20 protein-coding genes are annotated in these 20,336 nt (G+C 41.2%); 16 read left to right on the forward strand and 4 right to left on the reverse strand.

The window, feature by feature from the left end:
- Positions 1 to 86 precede the first annotated feature (86 nt).
- Complete coding sequence (locus tag RGE70_RS06400) at positions 87 to 329, forward strand: YecH family metal-binding protein (protein ID WP_310470672.1); 243 nt, start codon at positions 87 to 89, stop codon at positions 327 to 329.
- A gap of 87 nt (positions 330 to 416) precedes the next feature.
- Here the strand turns inward: RGE70_RS06400 and RGE70_RS06405 are convergent, their stop codons facing one another.
- Both RGE70_RS06405 and suhB read right to left on the reverse strand, forming a co-directional pair.
- Positions 417 to 821, reverse strand: a complete 405-nt coding sequence (locus RGE70_RS06405; RefSeq protein ID WP_310472938.1) for a phosphate-starvation-inducible protein PsiE — start codon at positions 819 to 821, stop codon at positions 417 to 419.
- Positions 822 to 1,078: 257 nt separating this feature from the next.
- A complete protein-coding gene (gene suhB, locus RGE70_RS06410; protein ID WP_310470673.1) occupies positions 1,079 to 1,882 on the reverse strand; it encodes an inositol-1-monophosphatase in 804 nt (267 codons plus the stop codon).
- A 159-nt stretch (positions 1,883 to 2,041) separates the two neighbouring features.
- On the opposite strand from suhB, the gene trmJ reads away from it, so the two are divergent.
- The 14 genes from trmJ (at position 2,042) to RGE70_RS06480 (ending at position 17,652) form a co-directional block, all read left to right on the forward strand.
- On the forward strand, positions 2,042 to 2,806 hold the full coding sequence (gene trmJ / locus RGE70_RS06415; protein ID WP_310470674.1) for a tRNA (cytosine(32)/uridine(32)-2'-O)-methyltransferase TrmJ: 765 nt from the start codon (positions 2,042 to 2,044) through the stop codon (positions 2,804 to 2,806).
- Positions 2,807 to 2,821: 15 nt separating this feature from the next.
- On the forward strand, positions 2,822 to 3,643 hold the full coding sequence (gene cysE, locus RGE70_RS06420; protein WP_310470675.1) for a serine O-acetyltransferase: 822 nt from the start codon (positions 2,822 to 2,824) through the stop codon (positions 3,641 to 3,643).
- A 196-nt stretch (positions 3,644 to 3,839) separates the two neighbouring features.
- Entirely contained in the window at positions 3,840 to 4,301 is a 462-nt protein-coding gene (gene iscR / locus RGE70_RS06425; RefSeq protein WP_310470676.1) for a Fe-S cluster assembly transcriptional regulator IscR, read from the forward strand.
- Between the two features lie 81 nt (positions 4,302 to 4,382).
- On the forward strand, positions 4,383 to 5,597 hold the full coding sequence (locus RGE70_RS06430; protein WP_310470677.1) for an IscS subfamily cysteine desulfurase: 1,215 nt from the start codon (positions 4,383 to 4,385) through the stop codon (positions 5,595 to 5,597).
- Positions 5,598 to 5,637: 40 nt separating this feature from the next.
- On the forward strand, positions 5,638 to 6,021 hold the full coding sequence (gene iscU, locus RGE70_RS06435; RefSeq protein WP_310470678.1) for a Fe-S cluster assembly scaffold IscU: 384 nt from the start codon (positions 5,638 to 5,640) through the stop codon (positions 6,019 to 6,021).
- 13 nt (positions 6,022 to 6,034) lie between these two features.
- The gene (gene iscA / locus RGE70_RS06440; RefSeq protein WP_310470679.1) at positions 6,035 to 6,358 is read left to right on the forward strand and encodes an iron-sulfur cluster assembly protein IscA; all 324 of its coding nucleotides are present in this window, start codon (positions 6,035 to 6,037) and stop codon (positions 6,356 to 6,358) included.
- A 17-nt stretch (positions 6,359 to 6,375) separates the two neighbouring features.
- A complete protein-coding gene (gene hscB / locus RGE70_RS06445; RefSeq protein WP_310470680.1) occupies positions 6,376 to 6,900 on the forward strand; it encodes a co-chaperone HscB in 525 nt (174 codons plus the stop codon).
- A 70-nt stretch (positions 6,901 to 6,970) separates the two neighbouring features.
- A complete protein-coding gene (gene hscA, locus RGE70_RS06450; RefSeq protein WP_310470681.1) occupies positions 6,971 to 8,833 on the forward strand; it encodes a Fe-S protein assembly chaperone HscA in 1,863 nt (620 codons plus the stop codon).
- 8 nt (positions 8,834 to 8,841) lie between these two features.
- Positions 8,842 to 9,180 carry an ISC system 2Fe-2S type ferredoxin gene (gene fdx / locus RGE70_RS06455; protein ID WP_310470682.1) on the forward strand — a complete coding sequence of 113 codons (339 nt, stop codon included), beginning with the start codon at positions 8,842 to 8,844 and terminating at the stop codon, positions 9,178 to 9,180.
- Between the two features lie 126 nt (positions 9,181 to 9,306).
- Positions 9,307 to 9,504 (forward strand): Fe-S cluster assembly protein IscX, encoded by a 198-nt coding sequence (iscX, locus tag RGE70_RS06460; RefSeq protein WP_310470683.1) that lies wholly within the window; start codon positions 9,307 to 9,309, stop codon positions 9,502 to 9,504.
- A 200-nt stretch (positions 9,505 to 9,704) separates the two neighbouring features.
- Entirely contained in the window at positions 9,705 to 9,875 is a 171-nt protein-coding gene (locus RGE70_RS06465; RefSeq protein ID WP_310470684.1) for a hypothetical protein, read from the forward strand.
- Between the two features lie 214 nt (positions 9,876 to 10,089).
- Entirely contained in the window at positions 10,090 to 10,521 is a 432-nt protein-coding gene (ndk, locus tag RGE70_RS06470; RefSeq protein WP_310470685.1) for a nucleoside-diphosphate kinase, read from the forward strand.
- 1,112 nt (positions 10,522 to 11,633) lie between these two features.
- The gene (locus tag RGE70_RS06475) at positions 11,634 to 14,306 is read left to right on the forward strand and encodes a TonB-dependent receptor (protein ID WP_310470686.1); all 2,673 of its coding nucleotides are present in this window, start codon (positions 11,634 to 11,636) and stop codon (positions 14,304 to 14,306) included.
- 706 nt (positions 14,307 to 15,012) lie between these two features.
- Entirely contained in the window at positions 15,013 to 17,652 is a 2,640-nt protein-coding gene (locus RGE70_RS06480; RefSeq protein ID WP_310470687.1) for a TonB-dependent receptor, read from the forward strand.
- A gap of 91 nt (positions 17,653 to 17,743) precedes the next feature.
- Here the strand turns inward: RGE70_RS06480 and RGE70_RS06485 are convergent, their stop codons facing one another.
- Both RGE70_RS06485 and dusC read right to left on the reverse strand, forming a co-directional pair.
- Positions 17,744 to 18,100 (reverse strand): TraR/DksA family transcriptional regulator, encoded by a 357-nt coding sequence (locus RGE70_RS06485; RefSeq protein WP_310470688.1) that lies wholly within the window; start codon positions 18,098 to 18,100, stop codon positions 17,744 to 17,746.
- Positions 18,101 to 18,224: 124 nt separating this feature from the next.
- Positions 18,225 to 19,169 carry a tRNA dihydrouridine(16) synthase DusC gene (dusC, locus tag RGE70_RS06490; protein ID WP_310470689.1) on the reverse strand — a complete coding sequence of 315 codons (945 nt, stop codon included), beginning with the start codon at positions 19,167 to 19,169 and terminating at the stop codon, positions 18,225 to 18,227.
- A gap of 428 nt (positions 19,170 to 19,597) precedes the next feature.
- Here dusC and RGE70_RS06495 point away from each other — a divergent pair, with 428 nt between their 5' ends.
- A complete protein-coding gene (locus tag RGE70_RS06495; RefSeq protein WP_310470690.1) occupies positions 19,598 to 19,930 on the forward strand; it encodes an HvfA family oxazolone/thioamide-modified RiPP metallophore in 333 nt (110 codons plus the stop codon).
- The last annotated feature ends 406 nt before the right edge of the window (positions 19,931 to 20,336 follow it).

The raw sequence follows: 20,336 nt of genomic DNA on the forward strand, positions 1-20,336 counted from the left end.
GCACTGTTGTTTAGATCAAAGTTTAACGCTGATAGATCGGGTATAAAGCGCTTATTATATGCAGCTTAAATTTTGAGGTTATTGATATGTCAGATTCAATCCACGGTCATCAAGTTATGGAGCTTATGCTCGCACATGGTAAGTCATTATCTAAAGCGGCACTAAAAGAGCTGATGTCTAGCACTTTTGGCGCTGATGCGCATTACCACACTTGCTCTGCACAAGAGATGAATGCCGACGAACTGATTGCTTTTTTGGAGACAAAAGGTAAGTTTATTCACTCTGACGAAGGCATAGAAACTGCCGCTGACCGTATTTGTAATCACTAAGACCAAGTGATAGGCGTGGTGCTAGGATGTAAAAAGGCTCAAAGTTATACTTTGAGCCTTTTTATTACTCGTAAGCTAAGTTAACGACTAACTATTTTCATTGCGACGAGGGTAAGGGAGTTTCAATTGCCCCCAACGAATAACAATCACAGTGCTGGCTAAAATGAACGTGGATACTGAAATGGCAACAATTCGCCAGTCATCCATGGCTTTCATGTCCAAAATTAGATAACGAGCAAGTGCAACAATCGCAATGTAGAGCGGCATTCTAATGGGTAACTTGCCTGATTCGGCGTAATGAGACACCATTGCTAATACTTCAAGGTAGATAAATAACAACAGTAAATCAGCTAAAGCGACTTCTCTAGCCTCAAAAATGTGTAAGATCTCTTGGCCGATCGCTACGATAGTGGCGATAGCAATGATCATCAATACTAAATGTTCAACAGCTTTAATGCTTATCAAACCATATTTGCGGTATTTCTTTTCCATCATTTATCCTAATGAAGCCTTTTAAATCAGGATATCAGTAATTTACTAAAATGCGATATTGCGGGTGTGACTTTTTTCACACTTGTTGTTTTTATTGTTAAGTTCTGGCTGTTGTTTGGGCTTCAAGGCGCTGGGGTGGTGTGGGGAATGTGATATTTGAGAAAATAGTGCTTAAACTGCAGGCATAAAAAAACCGCCCAATGAGGCGGTTTTTAATATAGGTCCAAATAATCTACAAGCTGTTAATCATTTACGCATTAACGTTTAAGTGCTTCGCTCAATAGTGGGCGGAATGACTTAACTAGAGAAATAGTTGTTTTTGGCGTACCTGCAACAATGTTACCTGATGCTAAGTAGTTGTGGTTGCCGGTAAAGTCAGTCACAGTACCGCCTGCTTCACGAACAATCAAATCACCCGCAGCGATGTCCCATGGCTTAAGGCCAATTTCAAAGAATCCATCAACACGACCAGCTGCAAGGTAAGCAAGATCTAGCGCTGCAGAACCTGCACGGCGAAGATCAGCACATTGCTCAAACGTAGAAGCAAAAAGCTTCATGTAAGTTTCAGTGTGTTGTTTTGCTTTGAAAGGAAAACCAGTAGCAATGATGTTGTCGCTTAGGTCATTTTTTGACTTAACACGAATACGGAAATCATTTAGCTTTGCAAACTTACCGCGAACAGCAGAGAAAAGTTCGTCACGAATAGGGTCGTATACAACGGCAACTTCAGTTTTACCTTTGTATTGCATCGCAATAGAAACAGCAAAATGAGGAATACCTCTAACGAAGTTGTTAGTGCCATCCAGAGGGTCAACGATCCAAACGTAATCTTTGTTAGTGCCTCTGTTCTCGCCGCCTTCTTCAGCGACAATAGTGTGGTCTGGGTAAGACTTACGGATCTGATAGGTAATTGCAGCTTCAGCTTCTTTATCTACGTTAGTAACGTAATCATTAACGCCTTTAGTCGTTACTTCAACGCGGTCTAGTTCTGCATAAGCGCGTAAAATCGTTTGGCCGGCAGCGCGAGCGGCGCGCACAGCAATAGTATGCATTGGAAGCATTGCAAATCCCCTGGATGTAAAAGAACAGATATAAATTATCGGAGGCGAATTATACGCATTTTTGCGAATATATCAAATGCTGATTTTTGTATAAGTAAACCCTGCATCCATGTGTTAAAATATTTTTCAAGTGTCCTCTCACAAAAAATAAGTAATTTCATGCTCAGCAATATTCGCGTCGTTCTTGTCGGTACATCCCATCCTGGGAACATAGGTTCAACTGCCCGTGCTATGAAAACCATGGGGCTTTCTACTTTATATTTAGCCGAGCCAAAAGTGGCTCCAGATGGGCATTCTGTGGCATTAGCTGCAGGGGCTTCAGATATTTTAAAACATGCAATCACAGTCGACTCTGTTGAAGAAGCGATAGCTGATTGTAGTTTAGTTATTGCAACTAGTGCCAGAAGCCGTACGCTCGATTGGCCAATGCTTGAGCCAAGAGAAGCGGGTGAAAAACTGGTTGATTCTGCACTCACAGGTCCTGTTGCGATTGTTTTTGGGCGTGAAAATAACGGCCTAACAAATGAAGAGCTACAACGCTGTGACTATCATGTTGCGATCCCTGCAAACCCTGAATATACCTCGCTTAACTTGGCGCAGGCAGTTCAGATTATTTGTTATGAGGCGCGTGTGGCGCATCTTGCACATGTAAAACAAGAGTTTGAAAACAATAAACCTGAAGGTTTTGTTGAACAAGAGACTGAATATCCATTTTCAAAAGAGCGTGAAAACTTTTTTGAACATATGGAAAAAACGCTTCTATCGACCAGCTTTATTGTTAAACAACATCCTGGGCAAGTGATGACTAAACTGCGTCGTTTATTTAGCCGCGCTAGAATTGAGCGTCAAGAGATGAATATCCTGCGTGGTATTTTAACCTCTGTAGATAAAGTCGTCGCTAAGAAAGAGTCAAACGAAAAGTAAAAGGAAGTTGTCAGCATGGGTGTGATTGCCAGACTGAAAGACGATATAGCGTCTATTTACCACAGAGATCCAGCTGCAAATGGGACTCTTGAGATATTACTCAATTATCCTGGCATGCAAGCAATATGGATCCATCGCATAAGTCATAAGCTGTGGATGAAAAAATGGCGGTTATTAGCGCGACTACTATCCACATTTTCTCGTTGGTTAACTGGTGTTGAAATCCATCCAGGTGCCACTATCGGCGATCGTTTTTTTATTGATCACGGTATGGGTGTTGTAATTGGTGAGACGGCAGAGATTGGCAATGATTGTACCTTGTACCATGGCGTCACTCTTGGTGGTACTACATGGCAATCTGGTAAGCGTCACCCTACGTTGTGTAATAATGTTGTAATTGGTGCTGGGGCAAAAATCCTAGGGCCTATAACAATGAACGATGGTGCCCGTGTTGGTTCTAATTCTGTTGTTGTTAAAGATGTTCCAGCTAATACAACGGTTGTTGGAATTCCTGGCCGAGCAGTGGCGAGTCCTTCTGCACAGTCTAAAGAGCAATCTGAAAGGCGTACCGAAATGGCCAAAAAATATGGTTTTGATGCCTACGCTGTCGCACCAGAAAACCCTGATCCCGTTGCCAATGCAATTGGACAGATGTTGGACCATATGCATTTGATGGATTCTAAAGTTCAAGAAGTCTGCCAAGCAGTACAAACTATGGGCGGTACAGTGTGCACTGAGAAACTACCGGAACTTGAAGTTGACGAGTTTAGCGAAGCTGAGTTAGCTGCTGCGCATAAACGGCAGAAGACATTAGATGAGTTTGATCCCATTATCTAAATTAATGGGCGCTATTACTTGAAAATTCAATTGAATCTTAACCAATAAACAGGTTAAATACCCCAGTAAAATGACGGGGTATTTAATTCCTGTCTTGGTTCTTATAATACTTGACCAAAACACTAGGTTAAATACTTGACTAAAACACTCGGGTATGATGAAATTAGCCTATGTTTTTTTGGGAGATGTAGTAGCAATGAAGCTTACCTCTAAAGGTCGCTATGCGGTAACTGCAATGTTAGATGTTGCAATGCATTCAACCGACGGCCCAGTACCATTAGCTGATATTTCAGAGCGCCAAGGGATCTCTCTATCCTACCTAGAACAACTTTTTGCAAAACTCAGAAAAAATGGCCTTGTGTCTAGTGTCCGTGGTCCGGGCGGTGGATATAGGTTAGGCACTGATGCAGGCGAAATATCTGTTGGTATGGTGGTGCGAGCGGTTGATGAGTCCGTTGATGCCACACGTTGCCAAGGGAAGGGGAATTGTCAAAGTGGCTCTCGATGTTTGACACATTCTTTGTGGGGCGACCTAAGCTCACAAATTTCAGATTTTTTAAACGGTATTTCACTTGCCGGTTTAATGCGACAAAGAGATGTGCAGTTTATCTCTGTAAAACAAGATAAATTGCAGCAGGAACAGAGAATCAGCATTTAGCGATCTCTGTATTTATATAAAAATAATTTTTGTACGTTGTAAGTGGTAGCACAATGGCTGCCACAAAGTACGGAGTGTGTGATGAAGCTACCTATCTATTTAGATTATGCTGCGACGACGCCGGTTGATCCTCGCGTTGCAGAGAAAATGATGCAGTGCATGACGATGGACGGCATTTTTGGTAATCCAGCGTCTCGTTCTCATCGATACGGCTGGCAAGCTGAAGAAGCGGTTGATATTGCTCGTAACCAAATTGCTGACCTGATTAATGCTGATCCACGTGAAATTGTATTTACGTCTGGCGCGACAGAGTCCGACAACCTAGCGATTAAAGGTGTAGCTCACTTCTATCAAAAGAAGGGTAAGCACATCATCACCAGTAAAACAGAACATAAAGCTGTGTTAGACACTTGTCGCCAATTAGAGCGTGAAGGTTATGAAGTCACTTATCTTCAGCCTGAGCCAAGTGGTTTAATACCAGTTGCAATGATCGAAGCTGCAATGCGTGAAGACACGTTGTTAGTTAGCATTATGCAGGTTAATAATGAAATTGGTGTAATTCAAGATATCGATGCCATTGGTGAACTTTGTCGTTCACGTAAAATTGTTTTCCATGTCGATGCTGCGCAAAGTGTGGGTAAAATCCCTGTCGATGTGCAAAAAACAAAAGTCGATCTTATGTCTATTTCTGCCCATAAAATGTATGGCCCTAAGGGGATCGGTGCATTATATGTTAGCCGTAAACCGCGTATTCGTTTAGAAGCGGCGATGCATGGTGGCGGGCATGAGCGTGGTATGCGTAGTGGTACATTAGCAACACATCAGATTGTTGGTTTTGGTGAAGCAGCACTGATTGCTAAAACGGATATGGAATCAGATAACGAGCGTATCCGCCGGTTACGTGACAAGTTATGGAATGGCATCAACCATATTGAAGAGACGTACATTAACGGTGACATGGAGCAAAGACATTGTGGCAGTTTGAATGTCAGCTTTAACTTTGTTGAAGGCGAGTCTTTGATGATGGCACTTAAAGATTTAGCAGTTTCATCAGGTTCGGCATGTACATCTGCCAGTCTTGAACCGAGTTATGTGCTACGTGCACTTGGCTTGAATGATGAAATGGCGCATAGCTCAATTCGATTCTCTATTGGTCGCTTTACGACTGACGAAGAGATCGAGCATGCAATAAAAACAATTAAAGAATCTATCGGTAATTTAAGGGAAATGTCACCGCTTTGGGAAATGTTCAAAGACGGTATTGATTTGGACTCTGTCCAATGGGCACACCACTAACCTTCATTACATTGACGAATAGATAAATTGGAGCAGTATCATGGCTTATAGCGAAAAAGTAATAGAGCATTATGAGAACCCGCGTAATGTTGGTTCGTTCGATAAAGAGGATGCATCAGTGGTAACCGGAATGGTCGGTGCCCCAGCTTGTGGTGACGTAATGAAGCTACAGTTGCGCATTAATGATAGCGGTATTATCGAAGATGCTAAATTTAAAACTTACGGTTGTGGTAGCGCAATTGCCTCAAGCTCATTGGTGACAGAATGGGTAAAAGGTAAAACAGTTGAAGAAGCTGGTGCGATAAAAAATACTGATATTGCCGAAGAACTTGCATTGCCACCAGTAAAAATTCATTGCTCTATTTTGGCAGAAGATGCCATTAAAGCTGCATTGGATGAGTACAAAGCAAAGCAATCGAAGTAAACCTGGAGTTAAGATGGCAATTAGTATTACTCCCGCTGCGGCTGATCGAGTTAAAACTTTTTTAGACAGTCGCGGTAAAGGCCTAGGCTTACGTTTAGGGTTGAAAACATCAGGTTGCTCAGGCATGGCTTACATCCTTGAGTTTGTTGATGATTTGAACGACGATGATGAAATCTTTGATATTGATGGTGTTAAAATCATCATCGATGCAAAAAGTTTTATTTATCTTCAAGGCATCGAATTGGACTTCGTTAAAGAAGGCCTCAATGAAGGTTTCCAATTCAACAACCCTAATGCTAAAGGTGAATGTGGTTGCGGTGAAAGTTTCACTGTATAACCGTTGAAAGTTAAACTATGAATTATTTTGAGCTGTTTAGTTTATCTCCTTCCTATGATGTCGACACCGCCATACTTGCAGAGCGCTACCGCGATCTGCAAAGGGCGGTACATCCCGACAAGTTTGCCAATGCAAGCGAACAAGATAAACGATTATCTGTGCAGCGTACGGCACAGATAAACGATGCCTTCCAAACATTAAAAAATCCAATCCAACGCGCTGAACACTTGTTAGCTCTCAAAGGGCTGGAGTTAAGTCACGAGTCAACAACGCTTAAAGATACTCAATTTTTAATGCAGCAAATGGAATGGCGTGAGTCGCTAGAAGACATTAGTCACAGTCGCGATCCTGAAGCTGAAATTGACGCGCTCTATACCTCATTTGACGCATTTGCTAAGCAGATTACAACAAGCCTAAAAGTGTTGTTGCTGAGCGATTTAGAATCTGAACATTTGCAGGCAGCGGATCAAATTCGTAAACTGAAGTTTATGGCAAAATTACAAGATGAGTTGGCAAATATAGAAGACACACTTCTAGATTAACCAGCTGAACTTTTATTTATAATTCTTATGGCTCAGGGTCTCTGAGCCCATATTTTTAAGTTGGATATATATGGCACTTTTGCAGATAGCAGAGCCTGGACAGACAGCTGCTCCTCACCAACATCGTCTAGCAGTAGGCATAGATTTAGGCACGACCAATTCTCTTGTTGCCGCCGTTCGAAGTGGCGTGGCAAGCACCTTAGCTGATGAAAATGACTTACATTCGTTACCATCAGTGGTTCGTTATACCCAAGATGCCGTTTTTGTTGGACGAGAGGCCGAAGCCTTTTCAGCTCAGGACCCACAAAACACCATTGTGTCGGTTAAACGTTTTATGGGCCGAAGCTTAGAAGATGTTCAAACTAGTAGCCAAAACTTGCCTTATATACTAAAAGCAAGTGACAACGGTTTGCCCATTTTTGTCACCCCCCAAGGTAATGTTAATCCTGTACAAGTCTCTGCTGAAATCCTAAAGCCATTGATTGAACGTGCCGAAGCGACACTTGGTGGTTCGCTCGAAGGTGCGGTGATTACTGTGCCGGCATATTTCGATGACGCTCAACGTCAAGGTACTAAGGATGCCGCAGCCCTTGTTGGTGTTAACGTTTTGCGTTTACTTAATGAACCGACTGCAGCCGCCATTGCTTATGGTTTAGATTCTGGTAAAGAAGGGGTTATTGCAGTATACGATCTCGGTGGCGGCACTTTCGATATCTCTATACTTCGCCTAAACAAAGGCGTGTTTGAAGTACTTGCAACTGGTGGTGATTCAGCGCTGGGTGGTGATGATTTCGATCACATGTTGCAAGCACATTTTGAGCAGCAATGGTCGTTAGGATCAGTTAGCGACGGTTTAGGCCGCCGTTTACTTATCGAAGCCCGCAAAGTCAAAGAAGCACTCACCGAAAACAACAGTACAATTGCAAATGTATTAGATGACAATGGCACTGAGCTGTCGCTCACTATAAGTCGTGAGACATTCGACGCCATGATAAGCAAGCTCGTTAAGAAAACGGTATCTAGCTGTCGCCGAGCATTGCGTGATGCTGGTGTCAGCGTTGATGAAGTGCTCGAAACCGTCATGGTGGGTGGTTCAACTCGTGTGCCATTGGTTCGTGAACAAGTTGCAAGCTTTTTTGGTCAAGAGCCACTGACGTCAATTGATCCCGATCGTGTTGTCGCGATTGGCGCTGGCATTCAAGCTGACATTTTAGTGGGTAACAAACCTGAGTCAGACTTGTTGCTATTAGATGTGATTCCATTATCGCTCGGTATTGAAACCATGGGTGGATTAGTGGAAAAAGTGGTGTCTCGTAATACGACAATTCCGGCTGCTCGTGCTCAAGAGTTTACTACATTTAAAGATGGCCAGACTGCAATGGCATTTCATGTCGTTCAAGGTGAACGAGAGTTAGTTGCTGATTGTCGCTCTCTTGCTAAATTTACCCTTAAAGGGATCCCGCCATTAGCCGCAGGTGCAGCTCATATTCGTGTCACATTCCAGGTCGATGCAGATGGTTTACTCAGTGTTACCGCGATGGAGAAGTCAACGGGTGTAAAAACCAGTATTCAAGTTAAACCATCATTTGGTTTGTCTGATACTGAGATCGGTAGCATGTTAAAAGACTCTATGGCCAATGCCGAGCATGACATTAGTCGCCGCATGTTAGCTGAGAAGCAAGTTGAAGCAGCCCGAGTACTTGAGTCACTTAATGCCGCTTTAATTAAGGATGGTCAACTGTTAACATCTGACGAGCTCAGCTCAATTCAGAACTCTATGGCCTCATTAGCACAGCTTGCCGGTGAGCAAGACACTGATGCAATTGAAGTAGCAATAGAAGCTTTAGATAAAGTAACGCAAAATTTCGCAGCTAAGCGAATGGATAATTCAATCAAACTCGCCCTTAAAGGCCAGTCTGTTGACAATATATAGGTCCCAACATGGCACAAATAGTATTTTTACCGCACGATGAGTTATGCCCAGATGGCGCAGTTTTAGAGGCCAATGAAGGTGAAACTATATTAGACGTTGCTTTGCGTAACGGTATTCATATCGAACATGCATGTGAGAAGTCATGCGCATGTACAACGTGTCATTGTATCGTGCGTGAAGGGTTTGATGACCTAGATGAGAGCGATGAGCTAGAAGATGACATGCTTGATAAAGCATGGGGCTTAGAGCCTGAAAGTCGTCTTGCTTGCCAAGCAAAGGTACCAGAGACCGACTTAGTGGTAGAAATCCCTAAGTACACCATTAACATGGTCAGTGAAGGTCACTAGTAAATAACTAATATAGAAAAGCCAGTAGCTTGACTACTGGCTTTTTTTTGGCATTTTTGCGCTATTGACCTGTTGAATAAAATGTTTGGTTTATACTGAAATTACCTGAACCTGATGGAGCTGTATATGGAACTAAAATGGACCGATTCACAAGACATTGCGTTAGAGCTCTTAGAAAAATACCCTGATGTTAATCCAGAGTTTGTTAGGTTTACTGAGCTGTTCGATAGCGTGGTAAAGCTTGCTGCTTTTGATGATGATCCTAAACAGTTTAATGAAGCTTATTTAGAAGCCATTCTAGGTTGCTGGATTGATGAAAAGTGAGACTTATTGTCGGTGATTATTAGTACATACGTGATCTAAATCATGTATGTTGGTATTCAATAAGTGAAAGAAACGTAGCATTGATCAACATCAAGTTCACGCTTTGTATTTGATTTTAGGCTAGCTTCACAATTATGACTACAGTCTAGACAATCTAGAAAAATCATATAATTCCAGCCATTAATCAAAGGAACGTCAACATGAGTAAGTTTCTATTACTAGCCACGACTTTATTAACTCCGACATTAGCATTTGCACACGAAGGGCACGGAGGCATAGGGCTGTTTCATCACTTTATGGATATGGCTCCAGCACTAGCATTAGTTGCTGTGATCGGTGCCGGCGTTGTGTGGGCTAAAAACCACAAGTAAGCCTTATTTAGTTGCTATTGATATAGTGCTAGAAGTGGCCAATTTTAAGCCAATCTTGACACGTTCAGCAATGAACTGTGATCTGATTGGCTTTTATGTATTTATAAATACAGCTTATCTCTATTTGATAGCACTATAAGGGTAGGCAATTAGTCATTAATTTCGTATAATCCGCGCGAATTTAAAACCCGTTTATTTAAGAAGGAAGCTTTTCATGGCTATCGAACGTACTTTTTCTATCATTAAGCCTGACGCTGTTGCAAACAACAACATTGGCGCTATCTACAACCGTTTTGAAACTGCTGGCCTGAAAATCATCGCTTCTAAAATGGTTCACCTAAGCAAAGAACAAGCTGAAGGTTTCTATGCTGAACATAGCGAGCGTCCTTTCTTTGGTGCACTAGTTGCATTCATGACTTCTGGCCCAATCATGGTTCAGACTCTAGAAGGTGAAAACGCTGTTCTTGCACACCGTGAAATCCTAGGCGCAACTAACCCAGCTGAAGCGGCTGAAGGCACTATCCGTGCTGATTTCGCTAAAAGCATTGATGAGAACGCTGCACACGGTTCTGATTCAGTTGCATCTGCAGAGCGTGAAGTAGCTTACTTCTTCAGCGCTGAAGAGCTTTGTGTACGTACTCGTTAATTTGAGCCGTCACTAAGATAAAAAAAGAGCCTTCAGGCTCTTTTTTTATGTCTAAAATTCAGTGTTCTTCACCGTATCATCAGTGATGTTATTCTTTTAAAGCTGATAATCTTGTAGCAGCAAAGGAGCCTCCACCCACAGTGAAGGCCTGCTTGGTTGCAGTAGCTTTTATTATTATGTATTCGTTAAACGCTGACGCATAAAGCCCATCGATACTGACCTAGCGTGGCAACTGCCGCAGCTGTGGTTTCAGTCTTTATCAATTTCATACACTGTAATACCGATAAGGTTATGAGCACTTTTAGTTCTGGCCATCTTCCACTTTTCATTTAGCGAGGCATATGCTGTCATTTTTATTACGGCATATGAGTCGAGCGGTTCTTTATGTGTAACACTTTAGTTTTACTTGAACAGTATGCTTTAACTAAAGCCTAATTCCACCGCGTTGCTGAGGCTCAGAGCAATAACTATTTACTTACTTTCTTTGAGCCATTTGCATATTAGATTTACCTAGTTAATTAATTGGAGCTTGTATTTACTTAATTGAATTTATGCCGTGATGAACAAATATATGTTGTCGGTTTTATTGAACTATTACGTAATTAATAGCGTAAGTTTAAAAACTGGCTTGTTAATTAATTGATGCAATACGTTGCACTTGCATTTTAATGTAAACAGTATGTTGACTGGATAGAGGGCTGATCTAAGTATTATTCTTTATAATTATTTTAAACAAGCTGCAATCTGATTGCTAAATAAGGGCTGTGTGGCTATATATGCACCTATTTACAGTTTTTATTCATTCCGTTTTTTTAATGTTTAAGTGTTTTATTGAACATTTATTAGTAAGACAAACGTGACAGCGTTGAAACAAAATGACTTACAATGAAACATTTGCTGGTGGCGTTATAAGTTGTTGTACTGTATAGCTTTATCTGTCCATGCCATCTCATTTTTATCGATATTTAGTTATTTTAAGTTATTACTTTGTAATCACTGTTGACTGATTTGTTTAGCTTTATCAGTATAAAACGTAAGCGATTAATATCGCTTTAAATAAAAATAACTAAGTGCTATTTCGAATATTAATTCGATACTTGAAGGGATAACAAATGAACTCTGTAACGTTAACTGCTGTAGCAGTACGTCGTAGTTTAATTACTGCGGCTGTGACAAGTGTAGCTTTATCAGGATTTGCAGTTGCTGCAGGTTCAGAAGAAACTGTTGAAAGAATTGAAGTGACAGGTTCTCGTATTAAGCAAGTTGATATGGAAACTGTTTCACCCGTTACTGTTATTAGCGCTGCTGATATTGCAATGACCGGTGAAAAAACAGTTGCTGATGTTTTAAATAACTCTGCAATTAACAGTTTTGGTTCTTGGCGTGGTATGTCAGGTTATGGTTCTGGTGCGGGCTCAACAAGTAGTGTTGATCTACGTGGCCTTGGATCGTCTGCAACTTTAGTATTGCTTGATGGCCGTCGTATGCCGGGTACGAGTTCAAGTTCAGGTGCTGAAGCAGATACTTCGCAAATTCCAATGGCGATAGTTGAGCGTATTGAAATTCTTCGTGATGGTGCATCTGCTGTTTATGGTTCTGATGCGGTAGCGGGTGTAATTAACATCATTACCAAAAAAGAATTTGAAGGCATGCAGGTTGATTTTAGTCTGGAAGAGCCAAGTGTTGACGGTGGCACGACCAAGCGTTTTTCACTCGCCACAGGTTATAATACTGAAAAAGGCAATATCAGTTTCACTTATGAACATTACAGCTCTGAAAGTGTAATGGACGCTGATATATGGAGCATGGACGATGATACCTTTTTTGACTATAGCTCATTCAGCTCAGTGCCTAATGGCTATTACAATACAGGTGAGCAAGATGAAGACGGTGATGACATTTATGCATTTTATTCAAATTCAGCAATGTGTGATCAAACCGAAAACACCTATAACGATACCGACGGCGAGAATAATGGCCGCTGTTACTATAGCTATGGTGAGGTAACTAAGCTATTTGGTGATGTTAGCCGTAACTCATTTATGACTAACTTTAGTTACGATATCACAGATGATATTAAATTCCGTGGTCGTGGTTCTGCTTCTTTGACTGAAACCAACACCCGTTATGCTGGTACGCCAGTTTCAACAAGTTACCCAGTAATGAGTGCTGACAATCAGTACAACCCTACCGGTGAAGATATGACGATCTACATGCGCTCAGTGCAAATTGGTGAGCGTGATACCACGATTGAAACTAACAACTTTGATATTTTAGGTGGTTTTGTAGGTTATTCCGAGATTGGTAACGGTGTTGATTGGGAGCTCAATGCTCAGCACTCTGCTGCTACAACCAACTCATTTAACTATAATTTGATCAACGATAATATCATCCAAAGTGAAATAGATACTGGCGAATACGATATCTTCAACACTCAAGGGCTATCATACGACGAGTGGGATGATCAAATGACAGCGCTGTATACCGCTGCTCAACATACCGGTGTTTATGAAGGTAAGTTTGAAAGCACTCAAATTGATGCGCTTGTTTCAACATTAGCTTACGAAAGTGGTGATGTGTCACTGGCTATCGTTGGCGGTGTTGAGTATGAAATGATTGATTTTACCCAGATCAGTGATCCCGAATCTGCACAAGGTTTCATTTCAGGCGGCTCTGGTGGTGATGATGTTGATGCAACTCGTGATCGTACCGCTGGCTATGTTGAAGTTCAAATGGGTTTACCGTCGAATGTTGAGCTTTCAGCTGCTGTTCGTTATGAGCGTTACGAGCAAGAAGGTAAGTTGACTGGTGCGACAGGTGAAGTCACTGAAAAATCAACTTTCGATGCGGTTGTGCCTAAATTCGGTTTAAGCTGGCGTCCAGTTGAGTCTTTGCTGCTTCGTGCTAGTTATGGTGATTCTTTCCGTGCACCTAACATGAGTGAAATGTTCGCTTCGCAATCACTTAGCTTCGAAAGTGGTTATGACCCAGTTTGGTGTGCTGATAATTCAGATGCTGATTACTGTTCTTCTTCAAATCAATATAAAACTTGGTACGGTGGTAATACTGAGCTTGAAGCGGAAGAGGGCAACTCTTTAACACTTGGTGGTGTTTGGAACGTAACCGACGAGTGGAACTTAGAGTTATCATATTACTCAATTGTTTATGACAACAAAATTGAGTCATTATCGATCTCCGATATTTTATATGACGAAGAGGTTAACGGCAGCTCCAGTAAAGTTCATCGTTCAGCAGATGGCAAAATTGAATACATTGAAGCAGGTGTTGAGAATATCGCATCTGTTGAAACTTCAGGTTTAGATTTTGTAACTGCATACAACTTAGAAACAAGTTTTGGTGACTTTAAGTTCAAGTTAGATGTGTCACATGTTCTTGAATTTAAAAAGCAAGATGATGCTGAGTCTGACCCATACGAATATGCCGGCACTCAAGACTACCCAGATTGGCGTGGTAACTTTTCTGCTAGCTGGTACTTAGATGAGTTTAGTGCTTCATTAACTACAGTCTATATTGGCAGCCAGTCTGGACAAGATTTGCGTGATGCTGGTTATGATTACATTATTGATGTGCCAAGCTACATGAAGCATAACTTCCAGGTCGGTTATGCCCACCAGTGGAATGGTAGCATCACATTAGGTGTTAACAACCTTTTGGATGAAGATGCACCAACTTGGTACAACTATGCTGGTTACCGCGATGTAAATACTGGTCTTTACGATGTACTAGGTCGTACTTACTACTTAAGAGTGAGTCAACAGTTCTAAGTTAGACTTTTATATTCAGTAAAAACCTCCTTAACGGGAGGTTTTTTTTGCTACTAATCATTTCTCACCCTGCTCTAATTTAGTAGCAGTTATATAACTGTTTTGCCTTTCTAAGTTATTTCTAATTATCTTTCGTTTAGCTTTAAAAACCAACCACTCTTATTTTATCTAACCAGTTTTAAATACGGAACTATTAATTAGATAAACAGAAAATACGAGCAGTGGCGGTGATGCAACTTGATACAATTGAGCGCTAATTGTTACTGGCGGTGTTTTGTATTGGATTTATGTTATTGGCTAATTTAATTAAAGGCTTATTGATTTAGATCATGTTAATGCCGGTGTATATATGAATACGTATATTTTTGCAGGAAAAGATAAAACTTTGTTGCTGAATTTTTAATATGTTTGTCAAATGAATGTTAAATGTGAAATAACACTTGTATCGATGGTGATACATATTGAGCTATTGTGCTTATGTATGAACCTTCTTAATATAAGTTGTTGAAATATAATGTTTATATTGGTGGTTATGATTTCTTATGCAACTATTTTAAATTAATAGTGAGTTATAAGGTTGTAATAGTTGTTGACACTCGAGTTTGTATTTATCAATATGAACCCGTAGTGTTAATAGTGTCTTTAAATAAATAACAATTATAGCACTTAATAAAAACAATGAATTTGGGAATTAGAAGGGAAGTATATGAACTCTGTAACCATAATTGCAAAATCAGTACGGTTTAGCTTTATTGCAGCGGCTGCAACGAGCGTTGCCTTATCAGGCTTTGCTATGGCAGATGATGCCGAAGGTAATAATGCTGATAAAGTTGAACGTATTCAAGTTACCGGTTCGCGTATTCAACGTGCCGATATGGAAACATCTAGCCCAGTAACGGTTATTGATGCATCTTCAATCATTGCTTCAGGTGCGACGTCTATTGATGGTGTGCTACAAAATATGACAGCATCTGGCGGTGCAATGACTAACGCTGGTATCAACAATGGTTCTCAAGGTAATGCGAGTGTCAATTTACGTGGGTTAGGTTCTAGTCGTACTTTAGTGCTAGTTAACGGCCGTCGTATGATTGCTTCTGGTACTGGCGCTGCTTCTACAGTTGATTTGAACACTATTCCAGTTTCTATGATCCAACGTGTAGAAGTACTAAAAGACGGTGCTTCAGCTGTTTATGGTACCGACGCTATTGCTGGTGTAGTTAACATTATTTTGAAGCGCGATTATGATGGCTTTGAAATGAATGTCCAAACAGGGATTTCTGCCGAGGGTGATGGTGATGAGTCAAGCCTTGATTTCACCCTGGGTAATACTTTTGAAAAAGGTAATATTGTCATCAACGCGCAATACACTAAGCGCGGTGAAGCTAGTCAGGCAGACCGTGGTTATTCTGACTGCCCTATTGCTGAGCAACTTGTTGATGGTGAGTTAGCATTATACTGTGCTGGTAGTGATTATGTGCAAGGTGGCCGTATTTGGGGCGATAATGGTGCTGACATAGTCGGTACTGGTGGTGAATATCACGAATTTAGCGATGCAGATCGTTTTAATTACAGTTCAGACAGTTTTTTATCGACTCCTATGGAGCGTTTGAATCTAAGTATGGCTGGTACATATCAAGTTTCTGATAACGTTACCTTCTTTACCGAAGCAATGTATTCAAAGCGTTGGTCTGAGCAAGAAATGGCGCCTCAACCCATTTGGAGCAGTGATGCTTGGTTTTATGAACCTATTTCTGCTGGCGGTTGGATGACTGATGAGCTACTGCCATGGATTGAAGACGGAGAAGAAGTTTTTTATGGTCGTCGAATGGTAGAGTCTGGCAATCGTGAGTTCGCTCAAGTTGTTGACACAATACGTATTGTTATTGGGCTAGAAGGCGAGCTAGAAAATGGCTGGATGTGGGATTTGTCATACAACAAGGGTAAGAATGACTCCGTTGACACCACTGCTAACCTGCATAACTTAGGCTCTCTTTCTGATGCTGTTTTGAATGAAGAATTTGATCCATTTCTACAGTCTTCATGGGTAGGCGATAGCATTGCTCCATACATTTACACTGAAGTAAATAGTGGTGGTAGTGAGCTAGATATTATAGCCGCAACACTTTCTGGTGAAGTGTATGAACTTCCTGCTGGTGAAGTTGGCTTTGCAGCTGGTTACGAATACCGTAAAGAGGCTGCTCATTACACCCCTGACTCATTGACTGCACAAGGCTTGGCAAATGACCCTCGGGTTGAACCTACTGCTGGCGAATTCCATGTTAATGAAATTTATGCTGAGCTTGCAGTTCCATTGTTGAGTGACATGCGTTTTGCTGACCAAGTGGACTTAAGCGCTGCTATTCGTTACTTCGATTACAGTACATTTGGTTCTGATTCAACGTGGAAACTGGGTCTAACATGGCGCTTAACTGATGAACTGATGGTTCGTGGTGTTAAATCTACCGCATTCCGTGCACCAACTGTTGATGAGCTGTACGGTGGTGCTTCGCCATCGTTTGAACAAATTGTTCATGCGGCTACAACACAAGATCAAGCGGAAGTGACAGTTGGTGGTAATACTTTGTTAACGCCTGAAGAAGCAGATATTATGACTGTCGGGCTTGTTTACTCTCCAAACTATGTTGAAGGTTTGTCATTTACGTTCGACTATTACAAGACCGAAATTACTAACACTATTTCTTCAGTAGATAACAATTACATTGCTAATCAATGTTTAGATGCATCAGGTAACAAGATCAACACTGGAACATCGTTATGCCAATCATCTAACATTGAAATTGATACTACTGGACGTATTTCATTTGATAATGGCTTACAGAATATTGGTGCAATGAATACTGCCGGTTACGACCTTAACATTGCTTATGTGTTCGAAGGTCTAGGTTTAGATTGGAAAGCAGGTCTTGATACGTCAATTCTTGATGAGTATGAAGAGTTTGACAATGATGGCAATTCAATCGATTACAAAGGTTATATTACCGGTGGTGTAGGTGCTTATGCGGAAGTTAAAACTAACTTCAACCTAACGGCAATTGGAGCTGATTGGTCTGTAACCTATGAAGCTCGCTATATCGGTGGTATGGACTCGCTTGCTTGTAGTGATGCTCCATCAGAATGTTATGCACCAAGTGTAGATAGCATTATTTATCACGATTTGTCAGCAACTTATGATGCAACAGAGACTGTTCGTTTATCCGCTGGTATTAACAACGTGTTAGATGAAGAGCCTCCATACTTCACAGGTAATAACGATTCAAATACCGACCCGTACACTTATGACGTGTTAGGTCGCTACTTCTTCGTAAGAGCAAGTGTTAAGTTCTAAGTTGATTTGAGATAATAAAAAACCTCCTTAATTGGAGGTTTTTTTTTGCGCTAAATCATCATGTAATTAGCTAGTCAACAAGCTGTAGCCATTAATGGTTAAGGCGTAGCTCTTGGCGATGTTCACGTTTAAACTGGTTATTGCAGTTTGAACAGCGCTGCTCAAGTGGATCGGCGATTAACAGTTCGGCTTCAATAGTTGCTTCGCAATCACAGCACACGCCATATAAACCAATTTCGAGCTGACAACGAGCTGCATCGAGCCGCATCAACTTTAAGAATAACGGATGGTCGCATAAATTGGCTTGAGTCATTTTTTCAATGAGCTCACAAAGGCTGTAATCATGCTGATCCGTTAGCATAGTTTGGATTTCCGGGTGTGCACTAATCTGCTGCCTTAATGCCGATTCAATATCGGATAATAACGTTATGACAGGTTTAGTACTCACAATGCCTCCTTCAATGATTGACTTTACAATGTGACAGTCTAGACCTGTCACATCTGTTGGTCATGACGAGGATCAAGTCAGGTCTCGTTTTATTTAAGTTGATTAACAATTGTACCGAACAGGCTTATGAGTGAAACTCTGCATTGGCTTTATATAGCACTTGTATAATCTCTTCAGCCGTTTTGTATATGCGTAACTCCCTAAATAAAGTGTCAGCTTCAGGGTATTGGCGATTGAGGTAATTGAACCACTGTTTAATTCTGGCTGGGTAATAAGTACTTTTGCGACCGGAGAGTTCTCGATTGGTATATTCAAGCATCAGTGCTAACGATTGTTGCCAAGTGTAAGGTTTTTCGCCTTTTATACTGGCGGCTAAATTGGGCAGCGATATCGCGCCGCGGCCAACCATGATGCTGTCACAACCGGTAACGTGCATACAGCGTTGAGCATCATCATGATCCCAAATTTCGCCATTGGCAATCACTGGAATGGGCAGTTTAGCGTTAATGTCTGTAATGTATTCCCAATATGCAGGTGGTTTATAACCATCAACCTTACTACGGGCGTGTACTGCTAACTCACTGGCTCCCGCTTCATAAATCGCTAAGGCGTTCTCCATATATAATGATTTGTCATTAAAGCCGAGCCGAATTTTTGCGGTGACTGGCTGATCATCAGGCACAGCATCACGCATGGCTTTAACCACTTTATATAGCTGTTCTGGATATTGCAGCATAACGGCGCCGCCGTTGCTACGATTGACCATTTTTGCTGGACATCCAAAATTTACATCTACACCATGCGACCCCATTTCGGTCGCTCTAATAGCATTTTCTGCCATCCAATCAGGATCTTGCCCAAGTAGCTGTACACGCACAGGAGTTCCCGAAGCGGTTTTTCCACCGTTTTTTAGCTCGGGGCAAAGGCGATAAAAGACTTTTTCTGGCAACAGCTGATCAACGACCCGTATAAATTCCGTCACCATTAGATCATAAGGGTTAATTGCTGAAAGAATTTCACGCATTAAGTCATCAACAACGCCTTCCATAGGCGCCAAAATTATTCGCACAGATTGTCTACTCATCAAGTTTAAAAAGCGCTGCATTCTACATCAACCACTCAACTACTCCAAACTATACTGTTGAATCCTTTGATTTCAATTTATCGCTAAATAGCAGTAATGATTATTTGAAGTAACTAAGTTAGTTCAAGTAGAAATGACGGGTATTATTGAGATATGCACAGAAATAACAAAATATTTTATCGATACATTTATTGTTAGTCGCTGATATAAGTAGTCAATAAAATGATAATTAACAACGGTCTATCACTGGCTTGCTCACAATTAGTGGTTCGCCGTCAATGCTGGTGTTGGTGTTTTTTTGATCTAGATCAAATAATTTGAAAGTTTTTTGTTCCTTCGTGGGTCTTTTAAAGTAATCCAACTGAATACATCGTTGGTAACCGAAAATCACAAATTACTTGAAGGATTACATTATGAAACTAGTAAATAAAACTGTTGTTAAAGTTGCTGTTGGTGCAGTTGTTGTAGGTAGTGCTTTTGCTTCTTCTGTACAAGCGGCTCCGTTTGGCTTTAGTGAAATGCAAGCCGGTTACCAATTAGTAGAAGGTGAAGGTAAGTGTGGCGAAGGTAAATGTGGCGGAGACAAAGCCAAAGAAGCTAAGTGCGGCGAAGGTAAATGTGGTGGAGACAAAGCCAAAGATAAAGCCAAAGAGGGCAAGTGTGGCGAAGGTAAATGTGGCGGAGATAAAGCGAAAGAAGCTAAATGCGGTGAAGAAATCAACGGTAGCGCGCTTTACATGGGCTAAACATTAGCTGCATGTCTAACTAAAAGGTCAGCAACTTGCTGGCCTTATTGTTTATACCAGTTGTAAAACAGAGGGTCTCGTAAAAACTGCTAGTTATACCAAGTCACTTACACCCTTTATAAATTCTTTTGAATGAGCCTCGCTTACTTCGCTTACTTCGCTTACCACTGCTGCTTACTACAAACCGTGTCTGGATGTCCGTCATTGACAGTATGGATTACGTCACTAATTGGCGTCTACCTAGCGAAATGAATGTTGCTATACACCAGGTTTAACTGGATTAAGCTTGGCTTGCGAAAAACTGCAAACGGCACTACAAAAAATAAACGTGATCTACGTCAAATAAATTGAAAGTTTTTCCAACTTGGTCAGGTCTCTTATAGTAAGCCAGCAACATTCAGTGTTG

This window comes from Shewanella youngdeokensis, from assembly GCF_033180165.1.
Lineage (GTDB): Bacteria > Pseudomonadota > Gammaproteobacteria > Enterobacterales > Shewanellaceae > Shewanella > Shewanella youngdeokensis.

What these genes read in the sequence shown, in the direction of transcription:
- RGE70_RS06405 (WP_310472938.1), bottom strand. Translation starts at nt 821, where the DNA reads ATGGAAAAGAAATACCGCAAATATGGTTTGATAAGCATTAAAGCTGTT.
- RGE70_RS06475 (WP_310470686.1), top strand. Translation starts at nt 11,634, where the DNA reads ATGAACTCTGTAACGTTAACTGCTGTAGCAGTACGTCGTAGTTTAATT.
- fdx (WP_310470682.1), top strand. Translation starts at nt 8,842, where the DNA reads ATGGCACAAATAGTATTTTTACCGCACGATGAGTTATGCCCAGATGGC.
- RGE70_RS06465 (WP_310470684.1), top strand. Translation starts at nt 9,705, where the DNA reads ATGAGTAAGTTTCTATTACTAGCCACGACTTTATTAACTCCGACATTA.
- cysE (WP_310470675.1), top strand. Translation starts at nt 2,822, where the DNA reads ATGGGTGTGATTGCCAGACTGAAAGACGATATAGCGTCTATTTACCAC.
- ndk (WP_310470685.1), top strand. Translation starts at nt 10,090, where the DNA reads ATGGCTATCGAACGTACTTTTTCTATCATTAAGCCTGACGCTGTTGCA.
- RGE70_RS06400 (WP_310470672.1), top strand. Translation starts at nt 87, where the DNA reads ATGTCAGATTCAATCCACGGTCATCAAGTTATGGAGCTTATGCTCGCA.
- RGE70_RS06480 (WP_310470687.1), top strand. Translation starts at nt 15,013, where the DNA reads ATGAACTCTGTAACCATAATTGCAAAATCAGTACGGTTTAGCTTTATT.
- iscR (WP_310470676.1), top strand. Translation starts at nt 3,840, where the DNA reads ATGAAGCTTACCTCTAAAGGTCGCTATGCGGTAACTGCAATGTTAGAT.
- RGE70_RS06430 (WP_310470677.1), top strand. Translation starts at nt 4,383, where the DNA reads ATGAAGCTACCTATCTATTTAGATTATGCTGCGACGACGCCGGTTGAT.
- trmJ (WP_310470674.1), top strand. Translation starts at nt 2,042, where the DNA reads ATGCTCAGCAATATTCGCGTCGTTCTTGTCGGTACATCCCATCCTGGG.
- suhB (WP_310470673.1), bottom strand. Translation starts at nt 1,882, where the DNA reads ATGCTTCCAATGCATACTATTGCTGTGCGCGCCGCTCGCGCTGCCGGC.
- RGE70_RS06495 (WP_310470690.1), top strand. Translation starts at nt 19,598, where the DNA reads ATGAAACTAGTAAATAAAACTGTTGTTAAAGTTGCTGTTGGTGCAGTT.
- iscU (WP_310470678.1), top strand. Translation starts at nt 5,638, where the DNA reads ATGGCTTATAGCGAAAAAGTAATAGAGCATTATGAGAACCCGCGTAAT.
- hscB (WP_310470680.1), top strand. Translation starts at nt 6,376, where the DNA reads ATGAATTATTTTGAGCTGTTTAGTTTATCTCCTTCCTATGATGTCGAC.
- hscA (WP_310470681.1), top strand. Translation starts at nt 6,971, where the DNA reads ATGGCACTTTTGCAGATAGCAGAGCCTGGACAGACAGCTGCTCCTCAC.
- iscA (WP_310470679.1), top strand. Translation starts at nt 6,035, where the DNA reads ATGGCAATTAGTATTACTCCCGCTGCGGCTGATCGAGTTAAAACTTTT.
- iscX (WP_310470683.1), top strand. Translation starts at nt 9,307, where the DNA reads ATGGAACTAAAATGGACCGATTCACAAGACATTGCGTTAGAGCTCTTA.